17 protein-coding genes are annotated in these 23,315 nt (G+C 37.7%); 3 read left to right on the top strand and 14 right to left on the bottom strand.

Annotation, left to right across the window (positions count from 1 at the left end):
* Positions 1-91: 91 nt before the first annotated feature.
* The 3 genes from J5G60_RS02395 to J5G60_RS02385 all read left to right on the top strand — a co-directional run bounded on the left by J5G60_RS02395 (position 92) and on the right by J5G60_RS02385 (position 2,979).
* A complete protein-coding gene (locus J5G60_RS02395; protein ID WP_150356845.1) occupies positions 92-991 on the top strand; it encodes a phage major capsid protein in 900 nt (299 codons plus the stop codon).
* Positions 992-1,065: 74 nt separating this feature from the next.
* The gene (locus tag J5G60_RS02390) at positions 1,066-1,269 is read left to right on the top strand and encodes a transposon-encoded TnpW family protein (protein ID WP_150356844.1); all 204 of its coding nucleotides are present in this window, start codon (positions 1,066-1,068) and stop codon (positions 1,267-1,269) included.
* Between the two features lie 57 nt (positions 1,270-1,326).
* The gene (locus tag J5G60_RS02385) at positions 1,327-2,979 is read left to right on the top strand and encodes a recombinase family protein (protein WP_150356843.1); all 1,653 of its coding nucleotides are present in this window, start codon (positions 1,327-1,329) and stop codon (positions 2,977-2,979) included.
* Positions 2,980-3,101: 122 nt separating this feature from the next.
* Here J5G60_RS02385 and J5G60_RS02380 read toward each other — a convergent pair whose 3' ends face one another.
* The 14 genes from J5G60_RS02380 to J5G60_RS02315 all read right to left on the bottom strand — a co-directional run bounded on the left by J5G60_RS02380 (position 3,102) and on the right by J5G60_RS02315 (position 23,115).
* Positions 3,102-6,428 carry a cell wall-binding repeat-containing protein gene (locus J5G60_RS02380; RefSeq protein ID WP_150356842.1) on the bottom strand — a complete coding sequence of 1,109 codons (3,327 nt, stop codon included), beginning with the start codon at positions 6,426-6,428 and terminating at the stop codon, positions 3,102-3,104.
* A gap of 336 nt (positions 6,429-6,764) precedes the next feature.
* Positions 6,765-10,985 (bottom strand): OmpL47-type beta-barrel domain-containing protein, encoded by a 4,221-nt coding sequence (locus tag J5G60_RS02375; RefSeq protein WP_150356841.1) that lies wholly within the window; start codon positions 10,983-10,985, stop codon positions 6,765-6,767.
* A gap of 222 nt (positions 10,986-11,207) precedes the next feature.
* A complete protein-coding gene (locus J5G60_RS02370) occupies positions 11,208-11,882 on the bottom strand; it encodes a hypothetical protein (RefSeq protein WP_150356840.1) in 675 nt (224 codons plus the stop codon).
* A 15-nt stretch (positions 11,883-11,897) separates the two neighbouring features.
* Positions 11,898-14,342, bottom strand: coding sequence for an NlpC/P60 family protein (locus J5G60_RS19140; protein ID WP_150356839.1), 2,445 nt, complete (start codon positions 14,340-14,342; stop codon positions 11,898-11,900).
* Positions 14,343-14,357: 15 nt separating this feature from the next.
* A complete protein-coding gene (locus J5G60_RS02360) occupies positions 14,358-16,685 on the bottom strand; it encodes a hypothetical protein (RefSeq protein WP_150356838.1) in 2,328 nt (775 codons plus the stop codon).
* Between the two features lie 25 nt (positions 16,686-16,710).
* Positions 16,711-18,576 carry a VirB4 family type IV secretion system protein gene (locus tag J5G60_RS02355; protein WP_236035051.1) on the bottom strand — a complete coding sequence of 622 codons (1,866 nt, stop codon included), beginning with the start codon at positions 18,574-18,576 and terminating at the stop codon, positions 16,711-16,713.
* A complete protein-coding gene (locus J5G60_RS02350) occupies positions 18,524-19,360 on the bottom strand; it encodes a hypothetical protein (RefSeq protein ID WP_150356837.1) in 837 nt (278 codons plus the stop codon). The genes J5G60_RS02355 and J5G60_RS02350 overlap by 53 nt, the downstream gene beginning before the upstream one ends.
* Positions 19,361-19,395: 35 nt before the next feature.
* Positions 19,396-19,731 (bottom strand): PrgI family protein, encoded by a 336-nt coding sequence (locus J5G60_RS02345; RefSeq protein ID WP_179977682.1) that lies wholly within the window; start codon positions 19,729-19,731, stop codon positions 19,396-19,398.
* Between the two features lie 65 nt (positions 19,732-19,796).
* Positions 19,797-20,177, bottom strand: coding sequence for a hypothetical protein (locus J5G60_RS02340; RefSeq protein ID WP_150356835.1), 381 nt, complete (start codon positions 20,175-20,177; stop codon positions 19,797-19,799).
* A gap of 38 nt (positions 20,178-20,215) precedes the next feature.
* The gene (locus J5G60_RS02335) at positions 20,216-20,551 is read right to left on the bottom strand and encodes a hypothetical protein (RefSeq protein ID WP_150356834.1); all 336 of its coding nucleotides are present in this window, start codon (positions 20,549-20,551) and stop codon (positions 20,216-20,218) included.
* A 5-nt stretch (positions 20,552-20,556) separates the two neighbouring features.
* Complete coding sequence (locus J5G60_RS02330; RefSeq protein WP_150356833.1) at positions 20,557-21,216, bottom strand: sigma-70 family RNA polymerase sigma factor; 660 nt, start codon at positions 21,214-21,216, stop codon at positions 20,557-20,559.
* Between the two features lie 485 nt (positions 21,217-21,701).
* Complete coding sequence (locus J5G60_RS02325; protein ID WP_150356832.1) at positions 21,702-22,049, bottom strand: hypothetical protein; 348 nt, start codon at positions 22,047-22,049, stop codon at positions 21,702-21,704.
* 118 nt (positions 22,050-22,167) lie between these two features.
* Positions 22,168-22,611, bottom strand: a complete 444-nt coding sequence (locus J5G60_RS02320) for a hypothetical protein (RefSeq protein ID WP_150356831.1) — start codon at positions 22,609-22,611, stop codon at positions 22,168-22,170.
* 15 nt (positions 22,612-22,626) lie between these two features.
* Positions 22,627-23,115, bottom strand: coding sequence for a DUF5697 family protein (locus J5G60_RS02315; RefSeq protein ID WP_150356830.1), 489 nt, complete (start codon positions 23,113-23,115; stop codon positions 22,627-22,629).
* Positions 23,116-23,315 lie beyond the last annotated feature (200 nt).

The following is a 23,315-nucleotide window of genomic DNA, read 5'->3' as shown; positions in this document are numbered from 1 at the left end:
GGACAACGGGCGTGGGGCAACGCATAAAAAAACGCGGTTTCAAACGGGGTATATACCCCACAATCCATTTTAATTTAGGAGGTAAAGGATTATGGCAACATCAACAACTTATAATAGAGCGTTTTGGAATGTTATGAAAGGAAAAGAAGAAAATAATCAAAATCTAAGCGAGGGCTTTGATAATGCAGGAGCCTATGTCGCACCAGACGAGTTCCGAGAAGGATTTAACACTGCTCTATCCAAGGAGAATATATTCCGCAGATTTGCTACTGTTATCAATCTATCTTCTGCAGAAGGTAAAATTCAAGCGGTATCCTCAACGGGTACAGCAGATTGGGTTGAAGACGGAGATCCAATCCCCGAAAGTGCCGATACATTTACACAGTTTCTGGTGAAATCATACAAGCTGGCATCTCTTATCAAGCTAAACCGCTCATTCGTCACCGATATGAACTTTAATCTTGAAAAATATCTGATGGGTGATTTTGCGAAGCGTTTTGGCAAGGCTGAGGAAAATGCATTGCTTAATGGAAATGGCACAGCTCAGCCAACAGGTATCCTTACAGCAGATGCAGATGTAACTACAGCAGACAATAGTACCATCTCTTTTGATGAGATCATCTCTCTGTATTTTTCATTAAAAGATGAATACCGAAATAACGCTGTGTTTATCATGCACGATAATACAGCCATGCTTCTTAGAACCCTTAAAGATACAAGCGGCAGTTATCTGTGGAATTCTTCAGATAACACCATCTTCGGAAAGCCTGTAGTTACCTCTCCATATATGCCTACAGTATCAGCAGGAGCAAAAAGCCTTGTATTTGGAGATTTATCATACTACTGGCTGATTGAACGTCAACCAATAACGATAAAAAAATTAAGTGAGTTATATGCATTGCAGGGGCAAATTGGCTTTTCTGCTTACGAGAGATTGGATGGGAAGCTAATTCAACCGGATGCTCTGAAAATATTACAAATAAAAGCTTAAATAATGGATTAGGCACTGAGTCATCAATTCAGCTCAGTGCCAGTCCTTCAAAACATCGGACAGGAGGTCACGATATGGAAAACCAAATTAACAGTCGCACAACCAAATCCGATATTGGAGGTACGGTCTATGTGGTGGAATCACGAATAAGTGTTTCAGCAAAGGAAAGTGCATATTCCAAGCTGAAACGACTGATCACAGTCAACGCAAAAAGCCTTTCAAAGTTATCTGATAGTTCATATAAACCCACGGAAATCAACTCGACTTCTTCAAGGTAGTACGGTAATATACATAGTGCTAAACCGCTTGAAGACTGTCGGAAATGGAGGAGAAAAATGAATAGACAGTCAACATTTAGCACTATACGTAAATCAACATTAGCATTTGAAGAAGCGAAAATTACTGCTTTGTACTGCAGGCTTTCACGTGATGATGAGCTTGCAGGAGACAGTAATAGTATAGTAAACCAGAAGACAATTCTAAAAAAGTATGCTGAGGACAACGGTTTTCGCAACATCGAATTTTATGTGGATGATGGGGTCAGCGGTACAACTTTTGATAGACCAGACTTTAACCGCATGATTGCTGATGTAGAGTCCGGTAGAATTGGAACGATTATTATCAAGGATATGTCCAGATTCGGCAGGGATTACCTCAAAGTAGGCTATTACACAGAGATTATGTTTCCTGAAGCAGATGTACGATTCATTGCTATTAACAACGGTATTGATAGTGCTAACCAAACAGACAGTGACTTTACACCGTTTCTTAACATTATTAATGAATGGTACGCTAAGGATACTAGCAAGAAAATCCGTACTGTGTTCAAATCCAAGGGACAATCTGGTAAGCCGCTCTGCACCAATCCGCCTTACGGTTATATTAAAGACCCTGAAGACAAGTTGCACTGGATTATAGATGAGAAAGCCGCCGAGGTGGTCAGAGATATTTTTCGACTATGCATGGCCGGTTTTGGACCCACGCAGATAGCAAAGCAACTTGAAAAGCGGTGCATTGATACACCTACGGTTCATCTTCGCAAAATGGGTATTAACACTCCAGCAAGACCACCTGAAAACCCATATGCTTGGTCGGCTCGTACCGTAGCAGATATTTTGGCTAAAATGGAATATCTAGGTCACACGGTAAATTTCAAGACTTCTAAAAAGTCATATAAGAGCAAAGTCAAGATATTGAACAATCCAGAAGATTGGCTGGTTTTCAAAAATACCCATGAAGCAATTATTGATGAGGGTACTTGGGAAACAGTGCAGAAAATCAGAGATGGCAAGCGAAGACCATCACGATTAGGTGAAATGGGAATGCTCTCTGGTATGATGTTTTGTGCCGACTGTGGAGCAAAGCTGTATCAGGTTAGAGGCAAGGGATGGACACACGATAAGGAATACTTCGTTTGTGCTACTTACCGCAAGAAAAAGGGTATGTGCAGTTCACATCAGATACGCAATGTTGTAGTGGAACAGCTTTTGCTAGAAGACTTAAGGCGTGTAACCTCCTTTGCCAAAGACCATGAACAGGAATTCATCCGTATAGTTATGAATAATTCAGAAAAGGAACTTGCCAAAGAACTCCGCCAAAGTCAAAAGGAGTATGAACAAGCACAGACTCGTATTGCTGACATAGACAAAATCATTCGAAAGCTATATGAGGATAATGTGATGGGTAAAATTCCCGAAGAGCGTTTTTACAAGATGTCGGCTGAATATGAAGCCGAGCAGAAGACACTGGAAGAAAGGATAACCAAATTAAAGCGTACTATTGATACAGCAAATGAACAGTCCCTCAATACCGACCGCTTTTTGGCACTGGTTAAAAAGTACACAGAAATTACAGAATTAGATGCAGAGATTATCCGAGAGTTCATTGACAAAATTATAGTATTCAAGGCTGAAAAGGTAGATGGCCGCAGAACCCAGCGAATTCAAATTTTCTATAACTGCATTGGTGCTATCGACTTACCAAAATAAACGAAAAAACGGCATAGCCGCAAATCAACGACTATGCCGAATTTTTCAGGGATTACAAATCCCTATCTGACCGCTCCTAATCGGGAAACCTTATCTGTTTCTTACAAACTATTTTATTTTGCTTATTCTTGATATGCATACTCAGTGCTGTTACATATAGGATATTGACTTTTATCCCACGTATGATTCTGGGATAGAAAATCATCTGTTACATTGAAATAATCATGTGTCGGATGATTACTCCCATCCTTATAAGAAGGATCATCAAATGTAGAATCCAGTTGATAATATTGTCCTCCTATTTTTACTATATTCCACGCATGACCTTCAGTCTGTACTCCATTTGTCGCAGTTCCTGATACCATCAAACTTTCAATTCCAGCTGCTTTTAGCAATCTGTACATTGCATCTGCATAGCCTTGGCAAACAGCAATCTTATTGATCAATACGCCATAGGCATCATAGTCATCATCTCCCACAGGCGGAATATTTCCGGATGGAACGTTGGGATCATATTCGCAATTATTAACTAGGTAATCATGGAGGGCAAGCTCTTTTTGATAATCGGTCATAGTTGAATTAGTTATAGAACTAACTATTTCATTTACTTTTGCCACTATTTGATTTCTCTTATTAAGAAGATTAGCCTGTGTATCATAGTAAGTGAAACTTAATAGAGCATTTGATGTGTTTCCCGAAAGTGAAGCACCTTTATACTTAAAATTAAGATCTGGATTTTCTTTAAATATTTCGTTCATTAGTGTATCTAAATCATATTCTGTAGATGAATAGTTCTCAAATTTAATATTTAGAGAAAGGCTAAAATTTTCGAGAGCCTGTTTTATTGCACCAGAAAATTCCTTAGGAGTTTTTATATCACCGTTTGCTATATCTATTTGTTCTTGTACAACTACCAACCTATCCAATAGAGATGTCTTATCCGTACTGTCTGATAGAGCACCCACCAATGCATTTGCACTATCCACATCTGCCTGCAATTTTGAATCTTCTGCTTTAGCAACAGCTGCCGTAGCATTGTCCAATGCTTCTTTATTCGCATTGGTCTGATCCATTTCATCTTTTACAGCTTGCAGCCTGTTTAATAAATCAGTCTTATCTTCGCTATCTGAAAGGGCATCAACTAAACCTTTAGCTGTATTGTAATCTACCTTGGTCTTAGAATTTTCCGCTTTAGCAACTGCGTCTGTTGCCTGTTGAAGTTTCTTAGAATCGCTGAGTGCATTTATCTGGTCTTGAATTTTTCTAACCTGCTCCAATAAACCATCTTTTATACTACCTTCTGGCAACTTAGCTACTTCCATTCCTGCTTTATCCAAATCTTCCTGTTTTAAAGTAGATTGAGCGGTTGCAATATATTCTTTCGATTTTATTATTATATCTACAGTATTCAATCTATTTTCAAGAGATGTTTTATCTGAACTACTAAGTAGTGCATCAACTAATACTTTAGCTTTATTATAGTCTTCTGTAGTAGAAGAACTCTCTGCATTAAATACTGCATCAACTGCATCTATAAGTATCTTCAAGTCAGACAAACGTGTTTCTAGTGCTGTTTTATCCAAACTATCCGGCAATGCGTCTACTAGTTTTTTTGCTGTATTGTAAGGGGCATAATTACCGTTATTCTGTTCTGCTTCCTGTACTGCTGATGTTGCATCTATTACATTTTGTACTACATTTAACCTGTTTTGCAAGCTTGTCTTATCTGTGCTATCTGGCAATGCCATTATCAGAGCTTTAGCTGAGTCAACATCTACTTGTGACTTAGAGCTCTCTGCCTTACTTATTGCATCATTAGCCTTTGTTAGAGCCTGCTGTTGATTATTAATTTGATTTATCTCATTTTGTACAATTTCTAGTCTATTTTCAAGACTAGTCTTAGTATCTTCATCAGACAAGGCATCTACCAACGTTTTGGCAAAATTTACATCATCTTGAAGCTTACTGCTTTCTGCCTTTGCCACTGCTGAAATTGCATCTTTTAGTTCCTGTCCCTTCCCCTGAGAAGTTAATTGATCTATTTCATTTTGAACAACTTTTAACCTGTCAATCAAAGAAGTTTTGTCTGAACCATCTTCCAAAGCATCAACTAATATTTTTGCACTGCTTACATCAGCCTGCAGTTTTGAGCTTTCGGCTTTAGTTACTGCGGCAGTGGCTTTATCCAATGCTTCTTTCCCTGCATTAGCTTGATTTATTTCATCCTGCACAGTTTGTAATCTGTTAAGTAAGGAGGTTTTATCTGAACTGTCTCCTAAAGCATCTACCAATACTTTTGCATTATTCACATCTGCCTGCAGTTTACTTTTTTCTGCCTTTATAACTGCATTAGTTGCATCTGTTAATTTACCTGATGATTTATCACTGCTACTGCTGCTTGACGAGTCATTGTCATCATTATCACTGGTTTTTGATGAATCATTACTATTTTCAAGCAAACTATTTATTTTATCTTCAACAGATTGTGGAACAACTCCAGTGCCGCCAACTACCTGCAGGTCAGTATCTTTTGTAACTTTTGTCTTGATATAGTCTACTGCTTTATTGGTTGCAGTGGATTCTTCGGTATCCGTAAGCACCAATGGCACTGAATACTTACCTGCTAATGCTGAAGCAACCAAGGCATCTGCATATCCTTCTCCTGTAGCATTTGCCACATAGATCTTGCCAGCCTTAAAGTCTCCCTCAAATGCCTTCAATACAGCAATATTTGTTGCGAACCTGTCTGATCCTCCATCTATTCTTTTATCTGCTTGTATATCATCATATATTGTTTGATTTATCGAATTGATGGTACCAACTACTGTCACATTTGAATCTTTTGCAAAACTAATTGTATTTTGCATTAAAAGCTCATCATTATTCGTAAGCAATAATATTTCATCTTTAACTGCTGCAACCGGTGCTACAGACAATGCATCTGAGAATCCGGTTCCTGCTACTGCTATTATATTATTTTTGCTTACTCCCAGTTCTACCAGCTTGTTTGCTACTGCTAAGTTTGTAGCATATCTGTCATTCCCACTAAGTCTCGCAACATTGTAATTTGACTTCAATGCATTTTCAATTGAGCTTGATATTGATGCAGTTCCACCGATAACATATACATTCTTCGGCTTTAACGTATCAAGTGCATTTTTCGTATCTTGACTAAGAGAAAATGATTCAGTCAAGAGTATTGGTGCATCCAGTTTTTTGGCCAATACTGAAGCATTTATTGCATCTGCATAACCTTCACCTGATACCAGTACCACATTTTCACTCCCGCTTGTCCAGTTTGACTTAGCGACCTGGGAAGCCGTTTCATATCTATCCTGCCCGCTTACTCTCATGGAACCAGATGCTTGAACTGTTGAAGTTGAAACCAATGAAGTAAGTGCAACCAGTGATATAAGTCCGACACTTGCAAACAGATTTTTAATATTCATTTCATCATTTCATCTCCATTTTTTTATATGTTTAAATTATTTACACAAAGTTTACAATATTTTGGATAAATTATCCTCAGCTATATAATATTTCTAGTAATATTATTCGTAGTATTTCCACTATACTTGATATTAGGTTGCCATAGATTTTTGATCATTTACTGCATTTTCACATTTCCTCCCACCTTTCATTTTTTTGTCGGCATGTGGCCAAAACTAATTGTTACCCTATAGGGTGTTAACTAAATTATCTCTCACTATTAATATGTGGTATTCTAAAACACAAAAATAAGGAACTCCTCTCTTCTAAGCAATTCCTTATTTTTATATTTATTTTTACTTTTTTACATATTTCTGAATCAAGTCAAGCTGCTTGGATAACTGTGCCTTGTTGTTTCCGTCAGGTAGCGCATTTACAAGTGTTCTTGCTGCATCTATGTCGGTCTGGAGTCTTGTCCTAGAAGCCTTGGTTACTGCCTTGTTTGCATCTGTCGTATCTTTGGCCACCTTTGCCTGCCTTTTCTGCTTTATTATATCAAGTTCACTCTGGTACTTTGACCTGTCCACTCCATCGGGCAGGTTGTCTATGGCATCCTGGGCATCCTGTATGTCTTTGTTATCAAGTGTCTGCCCGGCTTTGTCAATTGCATCAACTACTTTACTTACCGCATCCTGGACACCTTTTTGTTTCGTAAGTTTTGAATCTACTGTATCCAGCCTTTCATTAAACGCTAACTTGGTACCAGATACACTGTCAGGAAGGGCATTTACCCTGTCTCTGAGTGCCGTAACTTTGTTCTTATAGCTGTCTATATCCATATTTGAATTGTACTTTATGTGGCTGTCCACGTCTTTCTCAAGAGCGGTTATGTCCCTGTCTATGGCCTTTATCGTATTGTCAATGACTATCTCAGCTTCCACCACATCAAGCCTTGCATTCAGGCTGTCCTTCCTGTCTCCGTCAGGCAATTTTGAAACTACTGACCTTGCACTTGAAACTGCAGATTCCGTCTTGAGCTTTTCGGCCGCCTGTACCCTCTGCTCTGCATTCTCGTAGAGATTTATTATATTCTGGACAGCATCAAGCCTCCTGTTGAGGTCTGTCCTGTCCTGGCTGTAAGGGAGCTTGTTTACAAGTACCCTTGCACCGTTAACATCTTCCTGGAGCTGGGAGATCTCTGCCTTTTCAACTGCCGCCTTTGCCACCGCAAGTTCCTGGCCTTCCACTTCCTGCCTTATACTGTCAAGCCTGTCCTGGAGGCCTGATACATCCCAGCCGGCAGGTACTTTGTCTATGGCACTCTGTGCCGCATTTATATCACTTTCAGTTTTTGAACTTTCAGCCTGGGTTACCTTGCTGTCTGCGTCAGCTATAAGTGTATCGACAGCTGCTTTCACATTGTCGAGCCTTTCCGAAAGACCTGTCTTATCAGCTCCATCTTTAAGGGCAGATACCTTGCTTACTGCAGTATCATAATCAGATTTCGTCTTGGTGCGCTCGGCCTTTTCTACTGCTGCAGTGGCATCTGCCAAATCCTGTGCCTCCTGGTTGATCTGGTCTATCTCGTCCTGGATATCTTTTATGTCGTCTTCCAGCTTATCTTTATCCGGTCCATCAGGCAGGCTGTCCACCAGATCCTTTGCATGGTCGAGATCTTCCTGGCTCTTTGTATCTCCGGCATGGTCTACAGCATCGGTTGCATCATGGAGCTTTTGTGCATCTTCTTTTGCCTTGTCTATTTCGTCCTGCACCTTATCAAGCCTGTCTTCTAGGTCCTGCTTTTCCTGGCTGTCAGGGAGTACGTCTACCAGATCTCTTGCGGTGTCAACATCTCCCTGGCTTTTTGTACTCTCCGCATTTTCTACGGCCTGTGTAGCATTTTGAAGGCCGGCATCTGAATCCCCAACAGTGATATCTTTAGAGGTTTCGCTGCTTTCATTGCCTGCATTGTCTACAGTTTTTGCTTTTACAGTATGACTTCCTGCCTCCAAAGTAAATGGTATCGTATATTTCTGGTATGCACCGCCGTCTACACTGTAGTCAACTTCCTTTACTCCACTATCTGCATCAGTACCTGCAGTTATAGTTACAGTTCCGTTATTATTTGTAACAGCAGGTACTCCGGGAGCTGTCTTGTCTATCTTGCTTACAGTTATATCCCTGGTTGTTATATTCCCGGCTTTGTCATAAGCCTTGAAAGTATATGTGCCGTTCTTTATTACCTTGAAAGTTCCTATTGCAGCAGTTATCTCTGAATTATCAGGGAGGACTATTTTATTTAAGCCACTGCCGCCTTCTTCATCTGATGCACTAACGCTTAATGTTACATCTTCGTTAGTCCAGTCAGTTGGGTTTCCAGTAACATTTAAAGTTGGTGTCGTAGTATCTGTCGAAGCAGGAGGGGTTATACCGTCACCTTTTTCATCAGTACCACCCGGGAGTTTGTTTACAAGATCCGGATCTCCTGAATTATTGTAATCATCAACAACATCACCTGGGTTGGTGTATACAGGGGTGCTTCCATGTACTGAGTTCACAGCATCAGAGCTAAAATGCACCAAGGTGTTTTTTGCCCATGAGCCGGGATTGGTATACACGGTGCCGTCCTTTGTTACGAGTGCCCTTACTACATTGTCTGAACCGTTTGAAAGAAAGGCTGATACATCATTTATATTTATACCATGGTTTTCTAGACTGTCACCCTGTACTTTATCTCCCACACCATAGGTTGTGCCGTCATTTAAGATTAAGTACATATTCGTTGAATCAAGCTGTGACATGTATTTTACATCTGCGCCTGCTACATCAAGATCATTTGTTAAATTACCTGTAGCATCTGCAAGCTGGAAATTACCATTTTTAAGTAGAAGTGCATTGTTCTGGGCAAGTCTTGCAAAAGAAGCAAGGGTGTTTGTATTTTTGAATGTGCCATTCTGAAGTGTATAAAGGAATCCGTCTGACATCTCAAAAATCCTGTTTGACCATATCTTACTTAATGTCACACCATCGGAAGTTGCAATTACTCCTTTGTCGTCTCTTAAAGTACCGTCTTTCATGACAAAGATGTCCTTGTTGACATTGGTCGCCGGCATGATATAAGATACATCGTTCATGTTGAGCCCGAAATCCTGCTGATGGCCGCTTGAATCCAGGTAAACAAGAGAACCATCTGCTTTCTCTATAAGCATATACTGTGATGCACCCTTTGCATACTTGTATGCAAACATCTTTGTAACATCGCTTTTCTTTAAAGTGAATGTCTTCAAGCTTCCATCAGTATCTATATACTTTGATGAACTTCCAAAATATAATACCGGGTGTTTTACAGCTGAAGTACCCGTGCCAAATACCAGGGTATCAGCCCCGATAATGCCGCTGCCGTCGATAGGAAGTGTTGCAGGTTCTGATGTGGTTAAATCTTTGTAGTATTGGACCATTCCATATATATCAATTAGTATCATGGATCCATCTGAAAGGAAGTATTTATCCCTTATCTGGCTTTCATCTTGAATAACACCGCCATTGCTCAATGTAGCAGTCCCAAAAGTACTGTGTAGTATAAATCGCATAAGGTCATTATTGTCATAAAGTGATTTTGCATAGAATCCAGTAAACCAGGAACCGTATTTTGATTGGTCATCTGAGTTATATATCTTGTCTATTTGATATGATGGTTCTGTCCCATCACCACGATTGATAATCTGGTCCCACTCATTGTTTAGATTACTAGCACCTGCATATGGATTACTACTATCTTTATAATCAGAACCTCCGGTTAAAAGCCTAATCTTAAATGAAGAACTATCAATAGTAATATCTTTTCCAGAGACTAGGTTTTGACCATTCAATTTATCCCAAGAGACGAAACTGAGTATGTTCCTGTCAGCGATGAGCAGTTTTTTACCTGTTTCCGGGTCTGTTGCCAGGACCCACTGTATCTTGTATGCATCATCGCTGTCTGTATCCCGGATCTCTATAGATCCACTCGAATATTCAGGTATATCTCCACCGTAAACAGGATTGAGAGGTCTTTTTTGTTTGATACCATTAACATACAACGTTCCAAACTTAACAATGTCACCATCATTGTGACCTGCTATCAGGGGATCAGTATTCAGGACTTCAAGAACGGGGCGCCACCCAACACTAGTGCTACTCAGATCACCAAGGATGCCATAGAAATAGCAAACAGACGAGCAGCGAGCAGACGAGTGCCCACGAACAACATATTTAGAAGAATCTCCTTGATATTGTTCTTGTACCCAACTACTCATATTTATCCAGTGCCATAATTTATTGCTTCTAGAATTTGCATCATTAGTCGCATCAGTATCTACATCAGTATACGTTGTACCTGGCAGTCCATTACCATCAATCCATTTCACATTAGAAGTGTCAGCGAAAGCTTTTACAGTAGTAATTTGAATACCAGCAACATTGGCAACAGTAGCTATGTTTGGTGCAACTATAGAAAATCCCATTGCGACACTAATTGCACCTGCAGCAATTTTCCTACGAGTTTTTGGATTTAAAAAATTTAATTCCTTTAAATTCATTGCATTACCTCCATTTTTTAATTAAAAGTCAAATTAACTTCTTAATTTAATGATACGGTATATCCCCATTTACAAATTTGGCTATTTCTTATTTATTATTTGGGTAAAAATTTGAACAAAACGAAAAGCACAATTATCTTCTATAGCATCAATTTAAGATTAGAGGATTTATTATTATATATAAAAGTTAAAAGGCCTCATCATTTTCAGATGAGACCTTCATCATAACTTCCATGATATATCCATTTCAACATCACTTGCATATCTCAGCATAACATTTTGGCTTACAGCATTTCCGCTGCCTTTAAGTATCACATTAAAAGATATTCTACCGTCCTCTGTTTTAGTAAAATTCTGATCCACAATTACACTTACCCTACTGCCATCTAACTTCTGGAATTTACTTTTAAGACAAGCAAGCTCATTATAACTTGATATTCCATATGCATTTTTCAGGTTGTCTTTATTTGCATTGAAATATTCATTTAAATTCCTACTGTTTTCTATGTCGGCTATTTCTTTTATACCGGCATTCAACTTGTCTTCAGCATTTATATACTGATCCGTATTCAATAGCTTCTTGTTAAACAAGAAATAGAGGGATACAGTAGAGTTTGATTTTTCCGCCTCAGACACTTTTTGAATATCCGGAGCAGCTGAACCTTTAGACGGTATGTCAAGCTTATCCATATTTTTTATGCGTGCATTGTACTTATTTGCATATTCCATATTTTCATCAAATCTCTTCTTTTCAGACAAACTGTGACCTTGTTTCAGATATTCATTTGAGGTATTGAAATGCCTTGAGTTGATTTCATAAATCAATGCACAACTTATAAAAACTATAGCTATTGTAGCCGAAGCAAGCAATATCATCTTCTTTTTAGTTGAATCCACATTTTATTCCCCCATTCAATGCTTCAGTGCATCATTATAGCTGATTTTGCTCTTGGTTACCCTGAGCTTTATATTGACTCTTCCAAATTGGTTGGCTATTCCGCCTCCGGAACCGGTATTGTAATATGCTCCACTCCCAAAATAAACATCTATATGTGTGCCTGTTATGGCACCGCCCCTATCTACAACCACATAGGCACCATTGACATCAACTTTCTGCCCATTTGCCATTTTCCAGTACCTTTTGCTTTCTGGAACTTTGACAATTACAAGTGTCCCAAAAGGTATGCTTTTGTCTGCGGCTATAAGATGATTGCCTAAGTTTTTATTTGACACATCCATGCCGTTCCAAGCTGCATGAGTGCCACCATTTAAACCTATGTTGTCCCCTGTATAAGCTGTTGCAACACCACTTTGATAAACTATATTGGGATTGTTAAATACGTAATAGTCAAAGCTTTCTGCAGCTATTATACTCGACAGATCCCACGTACGGCTGTTCTGATTGTTCTTGTTGTATGGGTCGTGAACAGTTACCTTGTTATTACCGTCTATATCTACAAGCACGATGTAGTGATTTCCCTGAGTAAAGGTGGAACCAGGACTTCCATATGCTATTCCATCAGTACCATGTACATTTGCTATGACAGGATGTCCCTGTTTAAGTTCATTTGCGATGCTCATATAATCGGATCTTCCATAATGTTTCACTGTAAGTCCGAAAAATGATGCCGCTTTGGAAAAATTATCATTTACATCGGTGTCTTTCTGAACTCCGATGTTATTTAGATAATTTGCCGCTTCATCAGGTTCCAAAATGCCATCACCGTTCTTGTCGTATCCTCCCAACTTTCCTTCAAGACCACTAACTACCATGGCAAGACTCGCAGGCGCAGATCCCAATTTATCTATTGTGGATCCTGCATATGAATTACTTCCCCATCTGCTGTCCCATTGATAAAAAGTGGGAATCATTCCTGCAGAAATTCCGGTGTTTGAACCTCCAAGATCCGCCAGAAGCGAATCCAGTGTCAGATCACTAAGTTTGCCGTTTATCCAGTCACCATTTTGCTCCTTCCTGTCAAAGTTAAACCCGGATTCTATTATGAAGTATATTGCATCATCCACATCCTTTTCTTCAGGAAAATCGTGCTTTATTATAGACCTTAACCTGGAGAACAATTCACCCTGAAGCTTGTACCCATCATACACAGGTTTTGTTACAGTGTGAGTACCCTCGGAATCAGTATAAGATGAAGTAACCTGATTGTACTGCAAATCCACTTCTCCCCATATGCTGCTTATATGTGTCACAACTGCTATGGAACCTGTATGTTTTTTAGTTACAGTGACTTTCTTACCTGTATCAATTCCAAGAATAGTTTCTTCTTTTTCGTAAGTTACAACATCAGTAGTAGTTTCATTTGAAATTGTAAATTCCGGTTTCAGTTCATCCGCTATTTTATGATCATTTTTTTCTATCTTCTCTTTTATGATTTTCTGGTTGATAATATCGGTTACGGGATTGCCCTGAGAATCTGAATCACCATTATCTTCTGTATCATTTCCGAAACTGCCGCTAAAGAAATCCTCCGGTTTTATACCCAGTGACATTTCCATGTATTTCATATATCCAAATACATTCCCGGGACTTAAATAAAACTTTCTTATTATATTGTAAGCATCTGTATAGTCAATTTCATTTTCAGATATACTATCGGATGTAGTATCACTATTATCTGAACTGCTGCCAGAATCCCCTGAAACATCGGCTATTCTCCTTGCACCTGCATAGTCATTTCTTGCACTAAGCAGAGAAACCTTTACTACATCACCTGTCCTTGGAGCTTGAATGTATTTCCCTTCACCTATATACATACCTACATGTGCCGGTTGATTACCTTCAAAGAATACTAAATCCCCGGGTTTCAGAGCTGACCTGTCTACAGAAGTTCCAACTTTGAACTGTTCCTGGGATGTTCTTGGAAGATTTATATTGAAATGCCCGTAACAATACTGTACAAGTCCCGAACAGTCAAAACCCTTCGGGCTTGTACCTCCCCATAAATAGGGAACACCTAAAAACTTCAATGCGTAATTTACAACGTCGCTTGTGCTCTTGAAATCTTCAGGTATACTTACTGAGTCACCTCCACTACCTGAATAATTATCTCCATATTTCACATAATCAGGTACCCCAACATTTATTTTATCATCCAGATACTCTTGCAGGTCTTCCAGTATATCTTTGTTGTCATTAGTTGAAAGTGATGAACTTACAGTATTGTCCCCCATGTCTCCTATGTCGGCTGCAAGTGCTCCAAAAATTACAAAGGCAATGACAAGAAGTATTATTACTCCTATTACAAGAGGGTTCTTTAAAACAAACTGTCTGGCAAATGACTTAAATTTATTCTTAGCAAATCTTTTAAAGAAATTCTCCCTATTGTTGTTATTCACAGTACCATCACCACCTTACCACCTGAATCCGTCAATATTCGTGTATGGACTTGTTCTGGCGATAACTGCGCTTTGCTGTTTAAGAGAAAGACCATTTATTGGATTGGCATTTGTTATTACTTGAGAAGCTCTTCCTATATCACCATGTTCCAAAGCTGATTTGAATTTCTGTGCATTCCTATTGTGAGTAATCTCAAATTTATGGCCATCTACATTTTTATTTATGCTTTTAGTTTCACCGCCAAAGAGCTGTGTAAGTGCATCCTGTTTACTAAGTTTGTTTTCTCCACCTGCAAGGGACTGCATCTGTTCTATTGTGGCGTTTATGGCCTTGCCGGCTATTACCCTGTTTGCCATTCCAGTATTTTTATGATTCATTGCCCTTGAAACCCCGCCAAGTACTTTGGCACCCATAGGCTTTTCTGCTGCAAATTTTTTCAAGTTGTCATTCAGCATTGATGAATACAGCATATGCCTCGAACCTGCCGCTTTTAAATTGTTCATATTCACATTTCCTTCTGAATCGGTTATTGGCTTTAGCGAGTCTAATCCATTAAAATTTTCAGGGTTTATTATAGGATCTGTCTCTGAATTTTTTACATTATCTGACGCATAACCGCCAGCACCTGTTCCGTTTTCACTATCCATATAATTTAAAAGGCTTTCTTCATATTCATTTGGCTTTTTATTATGATTTTGATTACCTCTATTTTGTGCCGCCTGGGGATTACTTGACATTTCACCTTGATCAGTACTGCTGGACTGTCTGAAATTTTCAGTTGCACTGGCAGCTGCCGCTGTCTTTCCTGCGGCATCTTTTGCACCTTGAGAACTTCCCTGCGGCTTTTTACCACCAGCTCCAAATACAGCCGAGCCAAGAGCGGAATTCCTTAACCCACCTATATTTAGTCCATTTGAAAGTTTTGAAGGATTTCCTACTTTAAATGTCCTTGCCATGGCACCAGCAGCACCTATAGCAAGCTTCGATACAGGGCCAAAAGATCTGCCTGCTATGGACATTTCATCAACACCTGCAAGCTTGGTAAACAATCCCTGAAGTGAATTTCTGAAAACTTCTGCCAGTTTGACAAGAGCAAATACCCAGACAAGGGCATAAAACCAATTTTTCCATGAAGATCCGGAGAGACTTATAATCATTATGCTAAAGGTAAATGCATAAAAGAACTGCATAGTCGCATTGGTTATCATCTCACCAAACCATATCTGTATGGCCTGTGTCCTGTTGTCTATACCCCAGAAAAGTGCAGCAAGCGGTGTAAATGCATACATGGCAGTAAGTATTATTTTTCTTACCATGAACAGCATGTTTATCTGGAAAAACTTCCATGCAAACAGACACTTTACAATGGCACTTGTAAGAAAAGATCCGGTTTTGATGCTGTCTACCATGGAAATATCAGTCACATAGTTGTCTTTTCCAAGCGATGCATTGAATATGGATACAACGGCATTTGTCATATCACTTGACAGAAGGAATAACCCTTTAAGAAGAAGTGGCCCTAAAGCTATAAGTGCCAATGAGAACAGCCATCTGCAGACATCCTCCTGTAGCTGCGATCTCTGGGCAGGTCTGTTCGCAGACATTATGAGAGAAATTCCAGTCTTGGCCACCATCAAAAGTACAAGTGGTGCACATATAGAAGAGACAAGCAAATACATATAGTTTAGATTTGACCATTCTGCATTAGTAAATGGTGGAACTGTTATTTTCCCAGTTACACCAAAGGCATTGGCACTGGAATTGAATATGAGTTTATCCAAAGGTAAAAATCCGAAATACTTGTCAAACAAATTAAATATACATTTTTCAACGGAAAGAAAAATATTTCCAAAGGCTTTAACTACGAAATTGCCGTCATCATCAGTTATGGTTGTGGTCGGCACATTTATCAAACTGGAGCTCCCATCTGTAATGGCAGATCCCAGATGGTTGGCCACCCCTATTAGAAAACCACTGAGTAAAATACAGGATCCCAAAATACTGCACCCGAGAATTATCTTCCCGAAAGCCGTCATGGTCTCTTCTCTTTTGGTTTGGCTGTTTTTTACAAGTATCATTCTTATTGCTGCAAGTCCCATGGAGAAAGCTACAATAGTACCTCCAAACAAGTAGATATAATATGAAATAGTGTGCTGGGCTTTTTTAGTATCTGCACCATTCATGTCAAAACTTGCAGTTTTTGTAGTAGTAACAGCAAATTCTTTTCCGTAGCTTTCGTAAGATGGTGCTGCTTTTATAGGTTTAGTTACTGAAAAGGAAAATGCCAAGAAAAACACCAGTAATACAAAAAAATCTAACAGATATCTATGCTTTTTAGACATAAAACCAACTCCTTTCTAGCCTTTATCACGGTTCTGCAAATTCCCATTCAAATTCCTTGGGCACGACTTCCATAAGCACAAGATCCTGCTCTGTACGCAGGATAGCTTGTCCGCTCGAGAAGCTTGAAATATACTCACGACAATTTGCCGACAGATTGAAATACTTTGCAGTCTCTCTGGCTACACTAGGTTCAAGTTTAAGTATTATTTTGGTGGCGCAGAGTGATACTATAGCCCTTCCCTGCTGGGTAGCTATGAAGTCTTCAATAAATTGCGTACCAAGTGTAAGCGCTATGTTGAAAGCCCTACCAAGCCTTGCTATATTGTCTATAAAATCAAGTGCCTTTTCAAACTTGGTAAACAGCGATCCCTCGTCTACATATACATCCTTCAATATATTTTTCAGTCTCCAGTTTGAAAATTTGGCCCATATCCAGGACATGGTGTTTATAGTTGCAAAAAACTTAGAAAAATCATCGGCCAGGTTTTTGAAACTTATAACAACAAGCCTGCTTTTCAAATCCACAGTACTTTGGCAGTCAAAAATGGCCATTGGACCATCTCCAGTTATCATCTTCATAATTTCAGTAAGTTCAGTGAGACTTGCAAGCTGGGCGCTCCTGTTGTATTCCACAAGACCGTCCCTCAAATTTGAAAGTGTAGGAAGTCTCTTTTTTACCTTACCTGTATAAAACTTACCCTCTACTGCTTTTTCAGCTTCTATATAAAGGCTGTCTGCATTTTCCGTTATCTTGCAGTCGGAGTACAATTTACTTACCACACCATCAACAGCTGTAATCTCCTGTCCTCTAAGCGGTTTCCCCCTGAACCTTTCAGCAAAAATAGAAATCATATTCACTATTTCAGTTCTTTTTCCGTAGAGATTGATTTTTCTCTTTCCGTGTTCGTCTTCCTCTATCTCAAGATCAAAAGGGTTTATACCGCTTTTGACTCCAGGTTTGAGTTCTATAAATTGTCCTCCAAGAATTTCAGCCTGCTTGCGATATTCACCTTTGGGATCCATTATTACCGACCATCTGCCAGCTGCAGTTCCTCTGGCAGATTTTACATGCATTAAAACGGATTTTCCGGCACCTGTTGTTCCACAGATAAAAGTATGTGGATTGGTAAGCTCCGGAGCACCTATAAAATTGTTGTAAAATATATAGGACTTCGTGTTCAGGTTTCTCCCAAGCAGTATCCCTCCCCTGTGTGAAAGCTGTGTATTTCCCAATGGAATAAGACTTGCTATAGCCCCTGTTGTCATATTTCTAAGATAGGAAGAGTATGATAGACTGAGCGTCGGAAGTCCTGAAACAAAACTTTTGCTTTGATCATAAGTAAGACACCTGATCTTTACAGCTTTTCTACTGCATAAATCATTCAAAGAATTGGATCTATCATCAAGATCCCTGGTATCTCTGCCCCATATAAAAATAATTGGCTGTGCAAAGAACATCCTTTCTTTGTTGGTCTGGATGAGTTCTCGCAGTGCATCAAGATCATCCGCCGCATGTGCCACTCCATAATCCACAGCATATCCATGCTTTACCTGAAGGTTCAGATTAGACTTAAGCTCAGAATATTTGGAGGTGAGCCGATTTATTATCTCAGCATCAGGAATTGGCTCTACATAAGTTGAAATATCTATGTTTCCCAACGTAAACAGATCATTTAAAAAACCTATATACATCTGCCTCGGGTAATTTGTTATAGCATAAACACGAACATATTTATTCGGTCCCAGGTATATATAATCATTGTTTTCACTGAAAACATCGGGGTAAATTAAATCCATGATATTTGATGTTTTATCAAATATATCACCTGTTTTTTTATTACTTTTGCCTGGTTTCTTTTTGAATTTCTTCCCTTTCAATATCATATTCATCTTCTTTTTTGTCCTCCTTTCCTGAATAGATCTCCTGGCCTATACCCTCTGTATAAAGCTCCATTGCACCATTTTTGATAAGTTTTTCTATCAGTATGTTGTCACCACGCTGCAATATATCAGCAAAAAGCTGGGCAATTTGGTATGAATTCAGTATGGATACCCTCATTTTTGCCCCAATAAGCTTGGACATTACCAGGTTGCATTTATACCTGAGGTCATTTTTTGCCCTTTCCTCATCTTTTATATCAGTGCCAATAATGCAGAAGCTTCTAAGTACATATACTCCCCTGCTGTTTTCAATTTCCTTATATGAGTTATACAGTTTGTCAGAATACTGCCTTAGCCCCTCCGGGATATTTTCATCAGCAGATTCTACTGTTTTTAAAACAAGTTCTGCCGGCTCTTTTGTTTCTATTCTTGTTGGTGTTGTAAAAAATTGAATTGAATCATTTAGAGAAAGTGCAAACTGGAGAAGTTTCAATTCCATAACTTCTATTTCATCATCAGTAAGAAGCGGAATATCAGGTGAGGATACGCTGAGTATGATTCTCCTTTTACCACTTAGGAGCTGAATTTTATTGTTTTTTATGTCATTCATACCTATCAGTTTCTTTATTTCAGGCAGAGACTTTGTTTTGACATCTTTATTTTTATTGGAAGTTTTAATGTCCTTATCTAAATACTTACCACTCTTTTTATTCTCATCATCTATTCTTGTATAGATATAGGCCCCAATTGGAAATGAAAGCCCTATAAGTACAAGAACAACTGCTATAAGCAAATAAATCCCTTCTTTCCAGACAAGCCATAACACAACTATGGTTGGTTTTTTATAACATGATTTCTCAACTTGTACATGACGCATTTAAATAAATATTTATCAATATTTATACCGTCTTTCTTAATGAAAGCCATAATAATACAAAATATTGAAAACGGTAATGAAACTACAATTCTAACTGCGAAAGACAAAAAATTAAATGAAATAGCACCACCTACGGTTGTCCTTGACATATAGCCTGTGTTCAATATGAAAAGTAGCAATATGATAAAAACTGCAAGCACAATCCATGCAAACTGTCTAAGTGAAAGGTACCCGCCAATAATCTTGTCTTCACTGTCTATGTTGTAAGGTACAGTAAAATATGTCACATATATCACCCCTCTTTTTTATATAAACAGCAGCAGAAGATCCACTGCTGCATTTGTTTTTGTTCCTATCCTTTGAGCCCAAAAGTACCCCAAAAGAAACCTACGAAAATTGCAATAGCACCAATTAATACAGCCCCACCAACTATCCATCCAATTGATGCAAGGGCTTCAGTACGGGTTTCCTGTCTTTTATGTGCGAGTATCATTGTAAGTCCGACAATTCCCATGGCTATAGCTATGGCTCCACCACCTACAGCCATAAGTACTGTCTTTGTAGAACCAAACAATCTGCTTTCCACAGCTTTTGATGACTGAGTACTAATAGCCTGATCTATGCTGTCTGCAAGTACCGGGCAGCTTACCACAATGATTGCAGATAATGTAAAAAAGACATCCATAACAACTTTCCTGCCATTTGTTAAAATGTTTCTCAATTTTTTCAGCATGAATACACCACCTCCTTTCTTCTGCATCTCATTTCTCTTTACTTACCTGCACCCGCGGTTTTTGCCGCTGTGATTATAAGACCCAGAATGAGCGGGGCAAGATAAAACAAAAACAAAACTGCAATGGTAGTAGCAATACCACACCATCCAGCTTTTTTAATATTTTTTGACATTAATATTCCTCCAAGGAGTAAAACCAGCGCAGATATCAAAAGTACAAGTTTTGCGATTGGAAATACAATTGGATCCAGGGAATTGTAGATAAACTGTATTACAGCATTTATACTGTGTGAAAAATCAGAAGAAGACACGGCCTGAACGGCTCCTGAGTCTATATTTTCTGCTGCAAGGACAGTAAAAAACATTAGATTCAAGTAAATCACCTCCCATCTGTAGCACAGATTTTTTCATCATCCTGGTTGAACAGCTCAAATCGTAATTTTCTAATGGAATTTTTTTTGATTTTATAGACCTGAGATTTCTCTAAATTTAAAAGAGCGGAGATTTCCTTGAGCTGCATCTGATCAAAATAAAATCTTTTCAATATAAATATTTCCAATTTGGATAATTTACAATATCTGAAAAGCTGGGTTAAGAATATATGATTTTCTACATTTTTGAACTCATTGAATTCACTTTTGGCATGTAAATTCGTTATTTCATCCAGTGATAACAAACTTTCAGATTTGAATTTTTTAAACTTTTCTGGATCTTTGGATTGTCTTTTCGATCTCATATAACTTCTAATTTTATAATCCGGAAGATGTACATAAAACGTATTATTGCTCATATATTTCCATATTTCCCCTTTGATATATGGATAAGCGTAAGCTAGAAATTCGGAATTGCTTTCAAGATTATAGTTTCCAAGCGCTTTCAAAAAGCCTATTTTGCCCTCAGATACCAGGTCCTCGAAATTTGTATTTGAAATGCTTAATTTATGTGCTATCCAATAAATGTAATTTATATTTTTATTTAAAAGAGTTGAAACAGCTTTTTTATCCCCTTGCTGGGCTTTTTTTATGAGTGTATTATCCATGGAGACTCTTCTATATTTGTTTTTCCTAATGTTGCTACTTTCTTTTTTACTGCCTTATAGCTGGCATCCTTCAATTTAATTATGATTTTCATCAATCCTGTTTTTCCCTCCTCGTAGACTACCTTACATTAGAATTGCCGGGATAAGTTTACTTGGATTTTAAAGTTAAATCGACCTTAATTAAATGGTACAACATATTTTTAATTATAAATTTGGCCATTTCTTATCCGTTTTTGGAGTAATAATTGGTATATAAATTTAAAATTTTTGATATTAACACAAAAAAATAAAGGATGTTCATATCCCACTTGTTGAAATAAGAGACTTCCCTACTTTAGCCGAATTATCCTATTTATAATACTGTCCTTTATACTCTATAATTATATAGCCATTTTTCTGCTTCCTTTATTCTGTCATAAGTATCAATGCTGATCTAAAGAAATTTCATTTTCATCACTCATTTTTTCTGTAACCTCCTATAATTTTTAAAATTCAGTTTCATTAATTATTTTACATTCAATTTCGTTTTCTTCAAAAACTCTAACAAGATTTTCAACATCATCTTTCGCACGGGAATTTCCTAGAGTCCATTTATATCTATCATATATAAGCGGAAAAGATACAAAATTTTCTTTAATTGGGACTACTACAACTTCGTACTTACTAGGGAATATTAATGTTGATGATTTTTCATCCATTATTTCATAGTTATCCCTTTTTCCGTATAAGCCATAAAAACCTACTTTAATCATGGAAATTCCTTTACTTTTAAACATGCCTACAAATTTTTGTATGTCAGGTTTATTGTAGTTAAAAAGTTCTTTCCATTTCATTATAATTTGCTCCCTCCTTACAACACCTCATTATGGATTTTGTTATATTTTTCAAATAGCAAAATCCCAACTCTGCTATAAATATACCAACCATATAGATTAAATACTATCCTTAATTTCACAGATTATTGCTTTCATTATTGGATTTTTTCTTGGCATCTTCTATGGATTCATCATCCAAGGCCTGGTAGATGTATTCATACAAATCATTTTCTCTCTGCCAAATCGTACTTTCATTGTAATTTAAGATTATACTTATCTTGCTGTTTAAAAATCCCTTCTTGAATCTCATATCTAAAATTTCACAGTCATTCTTGTTGGTTTTTCTAATGGATTCCATTATCAAATCTATCTGGCAGTTGTTGAACTTTAAAGTTTTTATTTTTCTCTTTATTGAATCTATTTTTTTCAATATTTTTTCTTTCTCAATATCGGTAATAAGTTTATTTTCGCTTAGCCCATAATTTAACACTTCTAGTTGCCTTTCAAATAAAGCTATTAAAGCAAGATCCCTGTAATAACTCTTTAAAATTTGAGTTACAATTCTAGTATGTTTCTTCATATGATTTACCGCCCCTTATATCAACTTTTTTGTTTTATCTATGAAAAACTTGTATTTTTTCCCCGGTATACTTATTTTTCTTATTTGTTTTTCATCATCAACAATAATTATTATCCTCATGGAGTTGCTCTTCTCCATGGCAGGAACAATCACAGACTCTTGTCCGTCTTTAACCAGTGCTATGTCAAAAAATTTGTTTCCCTCTATAAAAGACAAAATATAAGGGAATTTTGATACAGTACACCAGCTTGCACCAAACATTTTATGTATATAGCTATAGGCATCTAATGCCTTAAGTAAATCTTTGTTTATTTTATCAACTGTTGGGTAAAGTAAAAGGTCTCCCTCTTTTTTAAGATAAGGAACTTGTTTTACCATAAGAGGTTCTATCAATTCATCTATATCATTAATTCCAGTTATGTCTTTTATTTGGGAAATAGTAAGATGCCCAAACTGCTTCAATAAATCCATTATTTGTTTTTGATCTTTTGATAAATAAAACACGTAATCAACTCCAATGCATTTATTTTAGAAGGGAAGGCTTTGCCTATGGCAAAACCCTTATAAAGACATAAATACACAAACATGAAAAACTATGATATGACAATTAAATTAAGATAAGATTTTATCCTATATTTTTTTACCCTCATTTACATGATAACTAAAAATCAAAAAAATAACCTTGTTTTAAAATTGTTTTTTAT

This window comes from Clostridium sp. HV4-5-A1G, assembly GCF_900184915.1.
GTDB classification, from domain to species: Bacteria; Bacillota; Clostridia; order Clostridiales; family Clostridiaceae; genus Clostridium_B; species Clostridium_B aromativorans.
The sequence above is the reverse complement of the archived record's forward strand: the minus strand, read 5'-3'. Positions and strand labels throughout refer to the sequence as shown.